Source organism: Amycolatopsis sp. NPDC005003 (genome assembly GCF_053600695.1).
The window spans coordinates 165887-179771 of sequence record NZ_JBSGAI010000013.1 but is presented as its reverse complement, the minus strand read 5'-3'; the positions used below and the strand labels follow the sequence as shown (position 1 = coordinate 179771).

The 13885-nt window shown below is 71.1% G+C and carries 14 protein-coding genes; 4 read left to right on the top strand and 10 right to left on the bottom strand.

The genetic code is table 11. From position 1 onward, the window contains the following. Window positions 1–165 precede the first annotated feature (165 nt). A complete protein-coding gene (locus ACWED2_RS17785) occupies window positions 166–561 on the bottom strand; it encodes a winged helix-turn-helix transcriptional regulator (RefSeq protein WP_449691562.1) in 396 nt (131 codons plus the stop codon). Window positions 562–664: 103 nt separating this feature from the next. Between ACWED2_RS17785 and ACWED2_RS17780 the strand changes: the two genes are divergently transcribed. Continuing rightward, window positions 665–2083, top strand: a complete 1419-nt coding sequence (locus tag ACWED2_RS17780; protein WP_449691561.1) for a DHA2 family efflux MFS transporter permease subunit — start codon at window positions 665–667, stop codon at window positions 2081–2083. A gap of 116 nt (window positions 2084–2199) precedes the next feature. On the opposite strand, the gene ACWED2_RS17775 is transcribed toward ACWED2_RS17780, so the two are convergent. From ACWED2_RS17775 to ACWED2_RS17760, 4 genes are all read right to left on the bottom strand, one after another. Beyond that, the gene (locus tag ACWED2_RS17775; RefSeq protein WP_449691560.1) at window positions 2200–2643 is read right to left on the bottom strand and encodes an SRPBCC family protein; all 444 of its coding nucleotides are present in this window, start codon (window positions 2641–2643) and stop codon (window positions 2200–2202) included. A gap of 1 nt (window position 2644) precedes the next feature. Beyond that, complete coding sequence (locus ACWED2_RS17770) at window positions 2645–3367, bottom strand: anti-sigma factor family protein (RefSeq protein ID WP_449691559.1); 723 nt, start codon at window positions 3365–3367, stop codon at window positions 2645–2647. Beyond that, on the bottom strand, window positions 3364–3915 hold the full coding sequence (locus ACWED2_RS17765) for a sigma-70 family RNA polymerase sigma factor (RefSeq protein ID WP_026469270.1): 552 nt from the start codon (window positions 3913–3915) through the stop codon (window positions 3364–3366). The genes ACWED2_RS17770 and ACWED2_RS17765 overlap by 4 nt, the downstream gene beginning before the upstream one ends. Window positions 3916–4059: 144 nt before the next feature. Continuing rightward, window positions 4060–4563: a hypothetical protein gene (locus ACWED2_RS17760; RefSeq protein ID WP_449691558.1), complete on the bottom strand. Its 504-nt coding sequence runs from the start codon at window positions 4561–4563 to the stop codon at window positions 4060–4062. 222 nt (window positions 4564–4785) lie between these two features. Between ACWED2_RS17760 and ACWED2_RS17755 the strand changes: the two genes are divergently transcribed. Then, window positions 4786–5322, top strand: coding sequence for a fibronectin type III domain-containing protein (locus tag ACWED2_RS17755; RefSeq protein ID WP_449691557.1), 537 nt, complete (start codon window positions 4786–4788; stop codon window positions 5320–5322). A 3-nt stretch (window positions 5323–5325) separates the two neighbouring features. Here ACWED2_RS17755 and uvrA read toward each other — a convergent pair whose 3' ends face one another. Both uvrA and ACWED2_RS17745 read right to left on the bottom strand, forming a co-directional pair. Beyond that, window positions 5326–8178 carry an excinuclease ABC subunit UvrA gene (uvrA, locus tag ACWED2_RS17750; RefSeq protein ID WP_449691555.1) on the bottom strand — a complete coding sequence of 951 codons (2853 nt, stop codon included), beginning with the start codon at window positions 8176–8178 and terminating at the stop codon, window positions 5326–5328. A gap of 90 nt (window positions 8179–8268) precedes the next feature. Continuing rightward, on the bottom strand, window positions 8269–9474 hold the full coding sequence (locus tag ACWED2_RS17745; protein ID WP_449691554.1) for an acyltransferase family protein: 1206 nt from the start codon (window positions 9472–9474) through the stop codon (window positions 8269–8271). A 111-nt stretch (window positions 9475–9585) separates the two neighbouring features. Between ACWED2_RS17745 and ACWED2_RS17740 the strand changes: the two genes are divergently transcribed. Then, window positions 9586–10263, top strand: coding sequence for an MBL fold metallo-hydrolase (locus ACWED2_RS17740; RefSeq protein WP_449691553.1), 678 nt, complete (start codon window positions 9586–9588; stop codon window positions 10261–10263). Window positions 10264–10311: 48 nt separating this feature from the next. Here the strand turns inward: ACWED2_RS17740 and ACWED2_RS17735 are convergent, their stop codons facing one another. After that, entirely contained in the window at window positions 10312–10998 is a 687-nt protein-coding gene (locus ACWED2_RS17735) for an alpha/beta fold hydrolase (RefSeq protein WP_449691552.1), read from the bottom strand. Between the two features lie 304 nt (window positions 10999–11302). Between ACWED2_RS17735 and ACWED2_RS17730 the strand changes: the two genes are divergently transcribed. Further along, on the top strand, window positions 11303–11788 hold the full coding sequence (locus ACWED2_RS17730; RefSeq protein WP_449691551.1) for an AMIN-like domain-containing (lipo)protein: 486 nt from the start codon (window positions 11303–11305) through the stop codon (window positions 11786–11788). Between the two features lie 34 nt (window positions 11789–11822). Here ACWED2_RS17730 and ACWED2_RS17725 read toward each other — a convergent pair whose 3' ends face one another. Then, the gene (locus tag ACWED2_RS17725) at window positions 11823–12605 is read right to left on the bottom strand and encodes a DUF1684 domain-containing protein (protein ID WP_449691550.1); all 783 of its coding nucleotides are present in this window, start codon (window positions 12603–12605) and stop codon (window positions 11823–11825) included. A gap of 84 nt (window positions 12606–12689) precedes the next feature. Beyond that, window positions 12690–13691, bottom strand: coding sequence for a hypothetical protein (locus ACWED2_RS17720; RefSeq protein WP_449691549.1), 1002 nt, complete (start codon window positions 13689–13691; stop codon window positions 12690–12692). Window positions 13692–13885 lie beyond the last annotated feature (194 nt).

Sequence of the window (13885 nt, the reverse complement as noted above, 5' to 3'; positions counted from 1 at the left end):
CTCCCCCAGACGTTCGTGCCCATGCCCCCGCTGTGCACGAACCACCGCGGGCCGCGGTGCGAGTCTCCCCGACCTCGCACCGCGGCCCGTTCCACGTCGGGGCACCACGCGTGATGCCCGTCGGATCACGCGAGATTCCCCTCGGAACACGGGCGGAAAGTGCGGTCAGCCGGCGGCGTCGTAGGCGACGCGCGCGGCCGCGATGTCGTCGCGGTGCTGCTCCGCCCAGCCGAGCAGGCCGTTCAGCGACTGGTACAGCTCCTTCGCCATCGCCGTGGCCTCGTACTCCACGCGCGGCGGGACGGTCGGGTAGATCGTGCGGACCAGGAGGCCGTCGCGCTCGAGGTTGCGCAGGGTCAGCGTCAGCATCCGGCGGCTGATCCCTTCGACCGAGCGTTCCAGCTCGGTGAACCGCACCGGGCCCCGGATGGCCTCCAGGAGGATGCCGATCGCCCACTTCCCGCTGATCCGGTTGATGACCTCGAGCACCGTGCAGATGTCGAGTTTCTCCGGGTCGATCTCGGTGACCTGGACGGGTACACCGATGTTCCCCTGGGACATGAAAGTGCCTCCTTACGCGGACACCCATGGTCACACATGATGGGCACTGTTACAAGAAGTGCCCTGGCGACGACCAGGGGAATCTCGACTGGAGGGGCCTGACATGGCCGAGAACCACCCCACCCGCTCCCGCGGCCTCGCGCTGGCGGTGCTGTGCGCCGCCTCGCTGATGGTCGTGCTCGACAGCAGCATCGTCGCGGTGGCGCTGCCGGCGATCCAGGCCGACCTCGGCTTCACGGCCGCCGGGCTGTCCTGGGTCTTCACCGCCTACCTGGTCGCCTTCGGCGGCCTGCTCCTGCTCTCCGGGCGGCTGGGCGACCTGCTCGGCCGCCGCCGCGTGTTCCTCGGCGGGCTGAGCCTGTTCACGCTCGCCTCGCTGGTCGCGGGCCTGGCCACGGACGCGGGTGTCCTGGTCGCGGCGCGGTTCGCCCAGGGTGTCGGCGGGGCGCTGGCGTCGGCCGTGGTGCTCGGCATGATCGTCACGATGTACCCCGAACCCCGCGCCCGGGCGAAGGCGATCGGGGTCTACAGCTTCACGCAGGCGGCGGGCGCGTCGATCGGGCTCATCGCCGGCGGCGCGCTGACGCAGGCGCTGAGCTGGCACTGGACGTTCTACGTCAACCTGCCGATCGGCGTGGCGGCGCTGCTGATGGCCGTGCGGGTGGTCGCGCCGGACCGCGGGACGGGTCTGCGGGCCGGCCTCGACGTGCTCGGTGCGGTCCTGGTGACCGCCGCGGTGATGCTCGGCGTGTACGGCATCTCGTCGTCGTCCTGGGGCGCGCTGGTCGCCGCGGTCGTGCTGCTCGCGGCGTTCGCGGTGCGGCAGGCGAAGGCGCGGACGCCGTTGCTGCCGCTGCGGCTGTTCCGGATCCGGGCGGTGGCCGGCGCGAACGTGGTGATGGTGCTGATGGTCGCCGGGATGCTCGGCTTCCAGTTCGTCACGGCGTTGTACCTGCAGCAGGTGCTGGGCCTGGACGCGCTCTGGACCGGCGTCGCGTTCCTGCCGGTGCCGCTGGTGATCGCGGTGGCGTCGCTCGGCTTCGCGGACAAGCTCACGGCACGCTTCGGCCCGCGGACGGTGCTGCCGGCCGGGCTCGGCCTGGTGATCGTGGGCCTGCTGCTGCTCACCCGGGTGTCGGGCTCCTACTTCGCCGACGTGCTGCCGCCGCTGCTCCTGATGGGGCTGGGCGCCGGCGCGGCCATCCCGGCGCTGATGGGCCTGGCGATGGCGGACGTCCCGGCGGCCGACGCCGGCGTCGCGTCCGGCCTGATCAACACGACCCAGCAGGTCGGGGCAGCAGTGGGCACCGCGGTGCTGGCCGCGGTCGCCGCCGCTCGGACCGAAAGCCTCGGCGCGGTGGACCACCGCGAGGCCTTGGCGGCCGGGTACCGGCTGGCCTACGGGGTGAGCGCGGGCTTCCTGATCGCGGCGGTCGCCCTGGGCGGCCTGGTCCTGGCCCGCCGCCCCCGCCGAGCCACGGCGGCTCCCGAGCCGGAACTGTGCACCGCCGATCTCGCGTGACCCGGCCCGGAACTCGCGTGATCAGAAACGTAACTCGCGAGATTGAAGCCGTAACTCGCGAGTTCCGGCCTCGATCACGCGGGTTCCGGCTTCGATCACGCCGGTTACGGCCCTGATCACGTGAGGTAGGTGGAAAGCCCACGGTGGCCCCGCCGCATCATCAGCGCGTGGTTCGCGCGGAAGAGCGGCCGGGCCACCGTGTCGAAGCGCCGCAGCAACTCCTTCCGGGCCTGGACGTCCTGCGTGATTTCCAGCAGCGTGCCCGCGCCCGCCGCGCGGACCGCTCCCGCCAGGGTCCCGTCGAGGTCGCCACTGAGCCTGACCCGCATCAGGCCCGTGCGCTCGTCCTGGTGGTCCCGGTGCATCCGGACGACTATCCGGAACGGCAGCCGGGACCGGCAAACCAGCTCGGCGGTGTCGTCGTCCACACGGCGCACCGCGCGGACGTCCGACCACCACCGCGGGTAGCCCGCGAGGTCGGTGACCACGTCGAACACCCGCCCGGGCGCGGTCCGGGGCAGCAGCCACGTGCTGCGGAACCGGTACTGCGCGCCCGTCACGTCACACCTGGGCCGAAACCAGTTTCCGGCCGTCGACCGTGACGATGTCGATCGACTTCACGTCGTCGGGCGCGACCAGGGCCGACCCGTCGAGGTTGAAGCCCGAGCTCTCCCACTTCTCGGACACCTGCCAGCTGCCGGCGGTCACCGCCTTGCCGTCCTTGGTCACGACCTGGAGCAGGCACTTCTCGCCGGCTTTGACGCCCTTCACGCTGACGTCCGTCTTGACCCAGCCCTGGAACGGGCTGATCGACGCGGCCAGTTGCACGCCGGTCTTCGGATCCCGGGCTTCGACGGTCTTCGTGCCGGGGACGTTCGACTGCGGTACCGCAAGGGGCCCGTCGTTGCCCGGGGCCGTCTGGCGGCCCACCAGCACGCCGCCGCCGAGGGCGGCCACCACGAGCACCGCCGCCGCGACCAGGGCGAGGCCCCGGCGTGACGTCGACCGGCCCGAGCGGGCCGGAGCCACGCGCTCTTCCTCGTCGCGCACCCGGCGCAGGGTCTTCTGCAGCAGCAGGTCCCCGCCCTCGGGCGGCCCGTCGAGGAACGCCTCGGGCGGTACCTCGTCGAGCGAGTCGCGCAGGGCCACCAGCTCGTTGAGGTCGAACCGGCACTGCGCGCAGGTCTGCAGGTGCCGCCGCTCGAAGTCGGCCGCCTCGTTGGGATCGAGCGCGCCGAGGGCGTACGCGCCGAGCTGCGTGTGACTCTCGTCCACCGAGTTCATCGCGCCACCTCCGTTCCGCTCGAAATCATCGCTGCTCTGAGTGCTCGTAGTGCGTAGTACGACCTTGATTTCACGGTACCCGGCGCGACGCCCAGTGTTCTCGCCGCTTCGGCCACCGTCCGTCCCCGGTAGTAGATCTCCACCAGGACCTCTCGATGCTCGTTGGACAGCCCGTCCATCGCGCCGAGCACGGTCATCGAGTCGACCACGCCTTGGGCGTGATCTCGCTCGACGGCCGGGGTCGGCACGCCTTCGGCCGGTTCGGCCACCTCTTGTGGCCGGGCCGCCCGGGCCCGTGCCCGGTCGGTGACCAGGTTGCGCGCGACGGTCAGCAACCACCCGCGCACCGAGCCCTTTCCGTCGTTCTGCAAGTCGTCCGCGTGTTTCCACGCACGGACGAGCGTCTCCTGGACCACGTCCTCGGCTGCCGCCCGATCCCCGGTCAGCCTCGTCGCGTAGGCCAGCAGGCTTCGCCCGTGTTCGGCGTAGAGCTGCCGAATCAGGTCTTCGCCTTTGGCCTTCTTAGGCCGCCTGCCTCCTATGGCCACCCTCGTCCTCCCGACGGTGTTCTGAGTCGTCGAGGACAGTAGTGCAACCCTCAGCTCCACCGGCGGTGCGTGCGCCGAGCGCAGCGCGACCATGGTGTTCATCGGCTGCCCGTCCTTCCTCGTTTGCCCGGAAACCGTCGTCCGTCAGGACCCTGACCCGCCGGCCTTGCCGCCCGCGGTGATCTTGCTGCCGTCCGGGGCGATCGCGAACCACGTGCCGTTCGCGCCCTGGCCGTTCATGTCGCCCGCCGCCTTGTCGCCCGTGAACTCGTACAGCGGCCAGCCGTTGAGCGTGATCTGCTTGCTGCCGTCCTTGCGGGTCGTCGTGCCGACCTGGGTGTCCTGGATGCCCTTGAGCATCGGCGTGGCCACCCCGGCGAGCATCGGCTGCCAGGACTTCGTGCAGTCGCCGTCGCAGTTCGACGTCGGCGGCTGGGAGAGGTCCTTGTCGAACCGGTAGAGCGTCTTGCCGTCGGCGTCGGTGACCACCGAGCCGACCCCGTTGACCGTGCCGACCTGGAGCATCTTGTGCCCCGGTTCGCCGTGCTGTGGCCCTTGGGCACCGTCGGCCATCTCGCCGCAGGCGGACAAGGAAGCGACGGCGACGAGCGCCAGCGCGCTGACGACCACCGGCCGGATACGGTTCATGACGTTCTCTCCTCGGTGAGGGCGGCTCCGCCATCCGGCGGACCTCGACACCCAGAACACGGCGGCGGGCGCGAAACGGTTCAGCCGGTTTTCGCCCCGTTCGGTGCCGGTTCGCCGGCGGATTGGTGTGTCCCGGTGATCGGCACGATCTTGTCGCCGTGCGGGTGGCTTCCTAGGCTGATCACGTCCGCACCGCCGCCCCCGCAGTCCCGGGAGGCCGCCGTGCCCGTCAAACCCCTCGCCGTGGTGGCGCTGCTGGCCGCGAGCTGCTCCGCCGCCCCGCCGGCGTTCACCGCCACCCTGACTTCGCCCACGGAAGTGGTGCTCAGCTGGCCGGACGACGGCGCGGGCCACCGGGTCGACTACGCCAACGACCCGGCCGGGCCGTGGACGACGCTGCGGTTCCTGCCCCCGCACGTGACGAGCTACCGCCACCCGGACCTGATCCCGGAAACGCCGTTCCACTACCGGGTGCAGCCGTTCACCGGGCCGCTTTCGACGGAGCTGCACGTGGTGCCCGCCGGCGACACGGTGACGTTCAGCTGGCCCGACCGCACGCGGGACGAGGCCGGGTTCCTGCTGGAGATCCGGCGCCCGGGCGCGCCGGAGTTCGACCCGGTCGAGGTGACCGGGCCGGACGTCACCACCTGCGCGCTCTCGCTGCTGCCCGGCGAAGAGGGCTCGGCCTACCGGCTGCGGGCGCTGTACTACGGCCCGCTCTCCCCGGTGGTCCACCAGACCACCGGGAAGGAGCGGTAGCCGCTAGAGGACCGTCTTCAGGAACTGGCCGGTGTAGCTCTCCTCGATGCCCGCCACGTGCTCCGGCGTGCCCTCGGCGACCACCGTGCCACCGCCCGAGCCGCCCTCGGGGCCCATGTCGATGATCCAGTCGGAGGTCTTGATCACGTCGAGGTTGTGCTCGATCACGATCACCGAGTTGCCCTTGTCGACCAGGCCGTTGATCACGCCGATCAGCTTGTTGATGTCCTCGAAGTGCAGACCCGTGGTCGGCTCGTCGAGGATGTACACCGTCTTGCCGGTCGAGCGCTTCTGCAGCTCGCTGGCCAGCTTGACGCGCTGCGCCTCACCGCCGGACAGCGTCGGCGCCGGCTGGCCGAGCCGGACGTAGCCGAGGCCGACGTCGACGAGCGTCTGCAGGTGGCGGTGGATGGCCTTGATCGGCTCGAAGAACTCCGCGGCCTCCTCGATGGGCATGTCGAGCACGTCGGAAACCGTCTTGCCCTTGTAGTGCACCTCGAGGGTCTCCCGGTTGTACCGGGCGCCCTTGCAGACCTCGCACGGGACGTAGACGTCCGGCAGGAAGTTCATCTCGATCTTGATCGTGCCGTCGCCGGCGCACGCCTCGCACCGGCCGCCCTTGACGTTGAACGAGAACCGGCCCTGCTGGTAGCCGCGGACCTTCGCCTCGGTGGTCGCGGCGAACAGCTTGCGGACGTGGTCCCAGACGCCGGTGTAGGTGGCCGGGTTGGACCGCGGGGTCCGCCCGATCGGCGACTGGTCGACCCGCACCAGCTTGTCGACGTTGTTCAGGCCGTTGACCCGGGTGTGGCGGCCCGGCACCTGGCGGGCGCCGTTGAGCTTGTTGGCCAGCACGGTCGCGAGGATGTCGTTGACCAGCGTCGACTTGCCAGAGCCGGAGACGCCGGTGACCGAGACCAGGCAGCCGAGCGGGAACGAGACGTCGAGGCCGCGCAGGTTGTGCTCCCGCGCGCCGACGACGGTCAGCTGCCGCTTCTTGTCGACCGGGCGCCGGATCGCCGGCACCTCGATCTTCCGGCGGCCGGACAGGTACTGCCCGGTCAGCGAGTCCTTGCTCTTGAGCAGCTTCTTGTACGGTCCACTGTGGACGATGTGGCCGCCGTGCTCGCCCGCGCCCGGGCCGATGTCGACCACCCAGTCGCTGGAGCGGATGGTGTCCTCGTCGTGCTCGACGACGATCAGCGTGTTGCCGAGGTTCCGCAGCCTGGTCAGCGTCTCGATCAGGCGGTGGTTGTCGCGCTGGTGCAGGCCGATCGACGGCTCGTCGAGCACGTACAGCACGCCCACCAGGCCCGAACCGATCTGCGTCGCGAGCCGGATGCGCTGCGCTTCACCACCCGAAAGTGTGGCGGACGCGCGGTCGAGCGAGAGGTACGTCAGGCCGACGTCCAGGAGGAAGCGCAGGCGGGCCTGGATCTCCTTGAGCACCGCGCCGGCGATCATCGCCTCGCGCTGGCCCAGCTCCAGCTCGTCGAGGAACTGCGACGCCTCCGCGATGGACAGCCCGCAGACCTCGGCGATGGACATGTCGCCCCGGGTCTTGTGCGCCAGCGTCACCGCGAGGATCTCCGGCTTGAGCCGGGTGCCCTGGCAGGCCGGGCACGGCACCTCGCGCATGTAGCCCTCGTACCGCTCGCGCATGTACTCGGACTCGGTCTGCTCCTGGCGCCGCTCGAGGAACGGGATGACGCCCTCGAAGTTCGCGTAGTACGAGCGCTGGCGGCCGTAGCGGTTCTTGTAGCGGACGTGGACCTGCTCGTCGACGCCGTGCAGCACCGCCTTCTGGGCGCGCGCCGGCAGCCGCCGCCACGGCGTGTCCATCCGGAAGCCGATGGTCTCCGACAGCGACTCGAGCAGCCGGACGAAGTAGTCCGCGCTCTGGCCGCCCGCCCACGGCGCGATCGCGCCCTCGGCCAGCGACAGCTCGTCGTCCGGCACCACCAGCTCCGGGTCGACCTCCTTGCGGATGCCGATGCCGGTGCACTCGGGGCAAGCGCCGTACGGCGAGTTGAAGGAGAACGAGCGGGGCTCGAGGTCCTCGATGGCCAGCGGGTGGCCGTTGGGGCAGGCCAGGTTCTCGGAGAAGCCGCGGATCCGGTGCGGGTCGTTCTCCGGCAGGTCGACGAACTCGAGCTCGATCAGGCCGTCGGCCAGCCGCAGCGCCGTCTCGACCGAGTCGGTGAGCCGCTGCCGCGAGGCCGCCTTCACCGTCAGGCGGTCGATGACCACGCCGATCTGGTGCTTCTCCTGCTTCTTCAGCTTCGGCGGGTCGGTGAGCGCGTGCATCGTGCCGTCGACGACCACGCGCGCGTAGCCCTGCTGCTGCAGGTTCTCGAACAGGTCGACGTACTCGCCCTTGCGCCCGCGCACCACGGGGGCGAGCACCTGGAACCGGGTGCCCTCCTCCATGGCGAGCACCTGGTCGACGATCTGCTGCGGGGTCTGCTTGCTGATCGCCTCGCCGCACTTGGGGCAGTGCGCCTTGCCGGCGCGGGCGTAGAGCAGGCGCAGGTAGTCGTAGACCTCGGTGATCGTGCCCACGGTGGAGCGCGGGTTGCGCGAGGTCGACTTCTGGTCGATCGACACCGCGGGCGAGAGGCCCTCGATGAAGTCGACGTCCGGCTTGTCCATCTGCCCCAGGAACTGGCGGGCGTACGCCGAGAGCGACTCGACGTAGCGGCGCTGCCCTTCGGCGAAGATGGTGTCGAAGGCGAGGCTCGACTTCCCGGACCCGGACAGGCCGGTGAACACGATCAGGCTGTCGCGGGGCAGGTCGAGATCCACGCCGCGGAGGTTGTGCTCGCGGGCACCGCGAACAACGAGGCGATCAGCCACGCCAGGGTCCTCTCAGTGTCTTCTTCTGCTGTCATTCAACAGCTGCGGTCGCTCACCCGGTTTCGCATGCACGGGTGGCCGCGAACCATGCTACGAGCCACCACCGACAAAAACGGGTTCCGCGTCCTTGACCTGCGGTTCTTCGGGCTTTCGACGTCTGGTGAGCCACCGGTGGGCCGGGCGTTCGACCCCCGCGGTGACCGCCCAGCCGGCCAGCACGGCGGCGCCGACCACCAGGGGAAGCCGCAGCCAGCCGGGCAGACCGGCGTCGAGCAGGGCACGGGCCAGGATGTAACCCAGTTCCTGGTGCACCAGATAAAGACCATACGAGATGCCCGCGAACCAGGTGACGGCCGGGGCGATCCGGGCCAGCCCGGGGAACCGCCAGTCCGGGCCGCGGGCGGCCAGGCAGACCAGCAGGAGCAGGACGGCGAACCCGATCGTGGACGGCCAGCGCTCGGCGTCCTGCGGCAGCGCGACGTGGAACGGGAACACCTGCAGGTCCTGGGCGGCGACGGCGGCGGCCACGAACAGCGCCGCGTGCCAGGTCGCGAGCCGTCGCCGTGCCCACAGCCAGATCGCGACGCCGACGGCGAAGACGTGCAGCCGGTGCAGGCCCAGGCCGTAGTAGAACGTCTCGACGAGCGGGCTCGCCGTCCCGGGCGGGAAGGCGAGGAAGCGCAGGGCGAGCGGGACCAGGATCAGCGTCCACAGCAGGGCGACGGTCAGCCGGTGCGTGCGCCACGACCGCGGCCACAGCAGGGCGGCGCCGGTGAAGGCCAGCAGCTGCACCGGCAGCGTCCAGTAGGAGCCGTCGAGGTAGTAGAAGGCCTCCCAGCGGATGCCCCACTCCTGCACCATGCCGAGGTTGGCGACCAGGTCCAGCCCGGTCGGGATGTACCACGGCGAGGGGTTCGCCGGCGGCCCCGGCGGCACGCCGAAGAGGAACCCCGTGACGCCGGGCGGGTAGGGCAGGCCGCTGAAGGCGATGGCGGCCCACCGGGTGATGACGTACGTCACCAGGACGGCGACCAGGTACGCGGGCACCAGGCGCGCGACGCGGTTCCACAGCCACCGGCCGGGATTGCCCTTGCGCAGGCTGGCGCAGACGAAGAAGGCGGAGATCACCAGCAGGATCGCGGCGCCGAACTGCGCTGTCACACGGAAGGGGTACCCGGTGAGTTCCGGGTGCAGGAGCGCGCCCTGATGGGTGACGTGCCCGAGGACGACGGCCAGGACGGCGACGACCCGGAGGAGGTCCCAGCTGATCCGGCGCGGCGTCGGGGAGGTGGGCACGGTCGTCCTGAGGTCGGGGCTGGCGGGGTTCGCGCCCGAGCCTACGTGGCGGGGCGGCCGCCCGCTTGTGCGGGTGGAACCGCTTGGAGCGAAACGACTACCGTGTGCACGGTGAACATCGTGGACACCTACACCGGGCACGTCGACCCGGGCGGCGACGCCACCCGCCGCACCCTGGACGCGCTCACCATCACCAAGCTGTCCGTCGGCCCGATGGACAACAACGCGTACCTGCTGGTGTGCCGGTCGTCGAACGAGGCGCTGCTGATCGACGCGGCGAGCGACCCGGAGCGCATTTCCGACCTGATCGGCCACCGCCCGGACCGGCCGTCGTTGAAGACGGTGGTGACGACCCACCAGCACCAGGACCACTGGCAGGCGCTGGGCGCGGTGGCGGGGGCGAACGGCGCGAACACGGCGGCCCACCCGCTCGACGCCGGGCCGCTGCCGGTGCCGCCGGACTTCCTGGTCGAGCACGGGGACACGCTGACGGTGGGCGAGGTCACGTTGTCGGTGATCCACCTGCGCGGGCACACGCCGGGGTCGATCGCGCTGCTGTACCGGGACCCGGCCGGGCACCCGCACCTGTTCACCGGCGATTCGCTGTTCCCGGGCGGGGTCGGGAAGACGGCGTCGCCGGAGAACTTCACGTCGTTGCTGGACGACGTCGAGAAGCGGATCTTCGGGGAGCTGCCCGACGAGACGTGGTTCTACCCGGGGCACGGGGACGATTCGACGCTGGGCGCCGAGCGCCCGAAGCTCGGCGAGTGGCGCGAGCGCGGCTGGTGATCTTCCGCGGCGGGGGCTCACCGGGCCCCTGCCGCGGGAACCGGCCGATCAGGCGTTCAGGATCGCGGCGACCCGGCCGGGCACCGTCACCATCGCCATGTGGCCGGCCTTCAGCGTGACCACCTCCGCGTCCGTCAGCCGCGCCGACCTGGCCTGGAGCTCGGGCAGGTAGCAGTGGTCCTCGGACAGCTGGACGTACGTGCGCGGGATCGGGAGCCGGTAGCCGCTCAGGTCGACCGTCTCGGTCAGCAGGGCCGCGGCGTCGTCGACCACGCCGGCGAGGATGAACTCCGTCTGCTCCTCGTCGGCGTCGTTGCAGAGCATGGCGCGCGCCGCGTCGGTGCCGATGCGGTAGATGCCGCCCGAGATGCTTTCCTCCACCGCGCTGCGCACGCCCGGGTCGATCTGGTCGAGCACGCGCGTGCCGTCGTCCGGCACCACGGCCGACAGCAGGACCACCCGCCGGATGCGCTCCGGCACCAGCGCCATCACCCGGGGCACGGTGACACCCCCGAACGAGTGGCCGACCAGGACGACGTCGGTCAGGTCGCGCCGGACGACGTCGGCGGCCACGGCCTCGGCGCAGTCCTCCAGCGTCACGGTGCGCACGTCCACGTCGCCCCGCGTGCCGCGGCCGGGCAGGTCCACCGCCAGGACCTCGCCGTCGAGCAGCGGGGTCAGGCGGTCCCAGCAGCCGGCGCCCATGGTGGCGCCGTGGATCAGCACGAACGACATCGACAACTCCTCCGTGACGCGACAAGCCAACCGAATTCAGTTTTTGGGCCGGCCGAAGTTCGAACTCACGGGGAGCGGGCCAAACTGAACTCACTTAAGCTAGCAACTCGCGGCCGCCGGGCAAAGCCTCCGGAGCCACCGAAGCCACCCCCGGGCGCCGCCGAGATGGCGGCCACGTTCGGAGCAGCCGGGTAACGCTTGGGGCGTCAAAACCCGCCCACGGGCAACTCACCGGACGAACCGGGCGTCACCAGCAAACCCAGCGCTGGGACTTCCACCGGTTCACTCGGCCAGGAGGCCCATCATGTCCAAGACCCTCAGACGCGCGCTCGCCGCCGTCATGCTGCTGCTCGCCGGGACGCTCGCCGCGGCGGGCCCGGCTCAAGCCGCGCCCACCACAGCCGCCCTCGTCAACATCCGGACCGGGCTCAACCCCGGGTTCGACCGGATCGTGCTCGACCTGTCGGCCGGGCCCCTGCCCACCCTGATCAACCAGCGGTTCACCGACGAACTCACCGCCGACCCGACCGGGGACATCGTGTGGCTCACCGGGGAGTTCTTCATCGAAGTCTCCGGCTTCCCGCTCGTCGCGCACGACGAGAACGGCAACCCCACCTACCCCGGGCCGCAGAAGTTCCGGACCCGGAACCTGCGCAACGTCATGGCCATCGCCCTCACCGGTGACTTCGAGGCGCAGACCTCGATCGGGATCGGGGTGCGGTCGCAGACCTCGGTGAAGGTCTTCACCCTCACCGGGCCCAACCGCATCGTCATCGACGTCGCCCACTGAACCCGCTGATCCCGCTGAGCGGCAGGCGGGGGAGTCAGCCGCGCTCGTACGGCGTCTTCTCCCCCGCCTCGACCGCGAACGGCAGGTGGTTGCCGGCCGGCGGCAGCGGGCACGTCGCGAAGTCGGTGAACGCGCACGGCAGGTTCACCGCGCGGTTGAAGTCCAGCGTCACCGAGCCGTCCGCGGCCGGTGCCCCGACCGGCAGCGACCGGTTGGCCGCGTAGGTGGTCACGCCGCTGGTCCCGTCGGTGAACAGGATGCTGAGGCCGCCGTCCTTGCCGTTGAACGCGGTCAGCGTGTGCTCGGCGCCATCGCGGGAGAAGCGGACGACGCCGGGCGCCGTGTAGACGTGGCTCAGTCCTTCCACGACCGCGCCCACCGTGGTCGGGCGCGGCGAGTCGAACGGCTCGAACCGGCCGGACAGCACCCAGGACGGCGACGGCTCGTACGCCGGGACGCCGCGGAACTCGCGCAGCACCTCGGCCTTGGGGTCGTGGACGCGGATCAGGTACCCCGAGCGGCGGGCCACCTCGATCTCGACGTCGCCGGACAACACGCGCGTGCCCGCGCCGCTGTTGACCAGCTCGAACCGCCGGACTTCGGTGATCGGTTCCCCTTCGTGGACCAGCGGGGCGCCGGCCGGGTCGACGTACGCCGCGTCGGCGTCCTGCCACCAGCGGCCCGGGATGCCGGGGTACTCACGCGGGGTCTCGGTCAGCCAGTCCAGCGAAACCAGCGCCAGCCAGCCGTGCGGCTCGGCCAGGTCGGTCTCGCGCCGGGCCTTCCAGTCCTGCCACTCGCTCGTGAACGTGCTCATCGCGGGCCCCTTTTCCGTCGGCTACGACCATGCCAACCCGGTGCTCGCGCCGCTATTCCGCGTCCCAGCATCCGGACGCCGGCCTCAGGTCCCGCGCGGCTCGAACGACCACTGCAGCCCGTAGCTCAGGCCCTGGTGCAGGTCGTGGAACTCGAGGCAGACCTCGCCGACCCGGTTGACGGTCAGCGCGTCGCCCGAGTCGACGCCGTCGTCGACCACCCGGCCCGGTACGCCGTTGAGGCGCCACACCCGCGACGGCGGTGCCGCCCGGTCGAACCGGACCCGCACCGAGAACTCCTCGCAGCGGCGCAGCGGCGTCATGGCGTAGTACGGCCGCAGTTCCGTGCGCCTCGGCGTGAGCCGGATGCCGTACTCGTGGCGCTGGCCGAGCCGCAGCGGGTTCGGCAGCCGCATGATGAACTGGGCGTGGCTCGCCGACACCTGGCGCGCTTCGACGATTTCGCCGCCGTACAGCGCGTCCGCGGTGAGGTCCGGCACCGGGTCGCTGCCCGCTTCGGCCGGCACGCTGAACGGCAGGACCAGCTCGTCGAGCTCGTCGACCTCCGCGACGATCCGGCGCTCCTCCTGCAGTTCCGGCGGGTGGCGGTCGAGCCGGAGCATCGCCTTCATCGACTCGACGTACCAGCCGGCCAGCGGGTGCAGGTCGCCACGGGGCGCGGGCGCGCCGAGCAGCTCGTCGAGCCGGCGGAACGCCAGGTCGATCCGGCGCCGGGCGGTGCGCGGGTCGCGGTCGAGGACGCTGGCCAGCCACGAGATCCGCCGGTCGAGGAACTCGCCCGCGGCGTCCTCGTGCAGGCCGAGCGCCGCCAGCGCGGCGAGCTTCAGGTCCGGCGGCAGCCGCCCGCACAGCTCGGTGAGCCGCAGCACGAGCTTCTGGCGCGCGGCGGCCGGCTGGTCGGTTTCGGCGATCGCGCACGCCGCCCGCAGGAGCGGGCCGATCCGCTGGTGCAGATCGGCCGCGTCGAGGCCGCGGCCGCGCCGCAGTTCGTTGAGTTCGCGTACGAACGGGGAGGCGTGTTCGTCCGTCGTCCCACCCCCTCGACCCCGCGCGGCAAGCTTTCCCACGTTACCAGTTCCCGTTCTCCGAAAGCAGGACAGATCACGGACGTCGACATTCGGCAATACCCGGTCGGCCGACCCCCCACGAGCCGGCCGGCCGGGTCGCACCGCGGGTCAGTTCACCCCGAAGATCAGGGCCCAGATCGAGTGGCTCTCCATCAGACACACCTCCTCATCGCTGTACCCAGGCCGAGGCGGAA

Excerpts from the sequence above, each read along its gene's own strand:
- ACWED2_RS17785 (WP_449691562.1), bottom strand. The coding sequence starts at position 561 with ATGTCCCAGGGGAACATCGGTGTACCCGTCCAGGTCACCGAGATCGAC.
- ACWED2_RS17780 (WP_449691561.1), top strand. The coding sequence starts at position 665 with ATGGCCGAGAACCACCCCACCCGCTCCCGCGGCCTCGCGCTGGCGGTG.
- ACWED2_RS17770 (WP_449691559.1), bottom strand. The coding sequence starts at position 3,367 with ATGAACTCGGTGGACGAGAGTCACACGCAGCTCGGCGCGTACGCCCTC.
- ACWED2_RS17760 (WP_449691558.1), bottom strand. The coding sequence starts at position 4,563 with ATGAACCGTATCCGGCCGGTGGTCGTCAGCGCGCTGGCGCTCGTCGCC.
- ACWED2_RS17735 (WP_449691552.1), bottom strand. The coding sequence starts at position 10,998 with ATGTCGTTCGTGCTGATCCACGGCGCCACCATGGGCGCCGGCTGCTGG.
- ACWED2_RS17730 (WP_449691551.1), top strand. The coding sequence starts at position 11,303 with ATGTCCAAGACCCTCAGACGCGCGCTCGCCGCCGTCATGCTGCTGCTC.
- ACWED2_RS17725 (WP_449691550.1), bottom strand. The coding sequence starts at position 12,605 with ATGAGCACGTTCACGAGCGAGTGGCAGGACTGGAAGGCCCGGCGCGAG.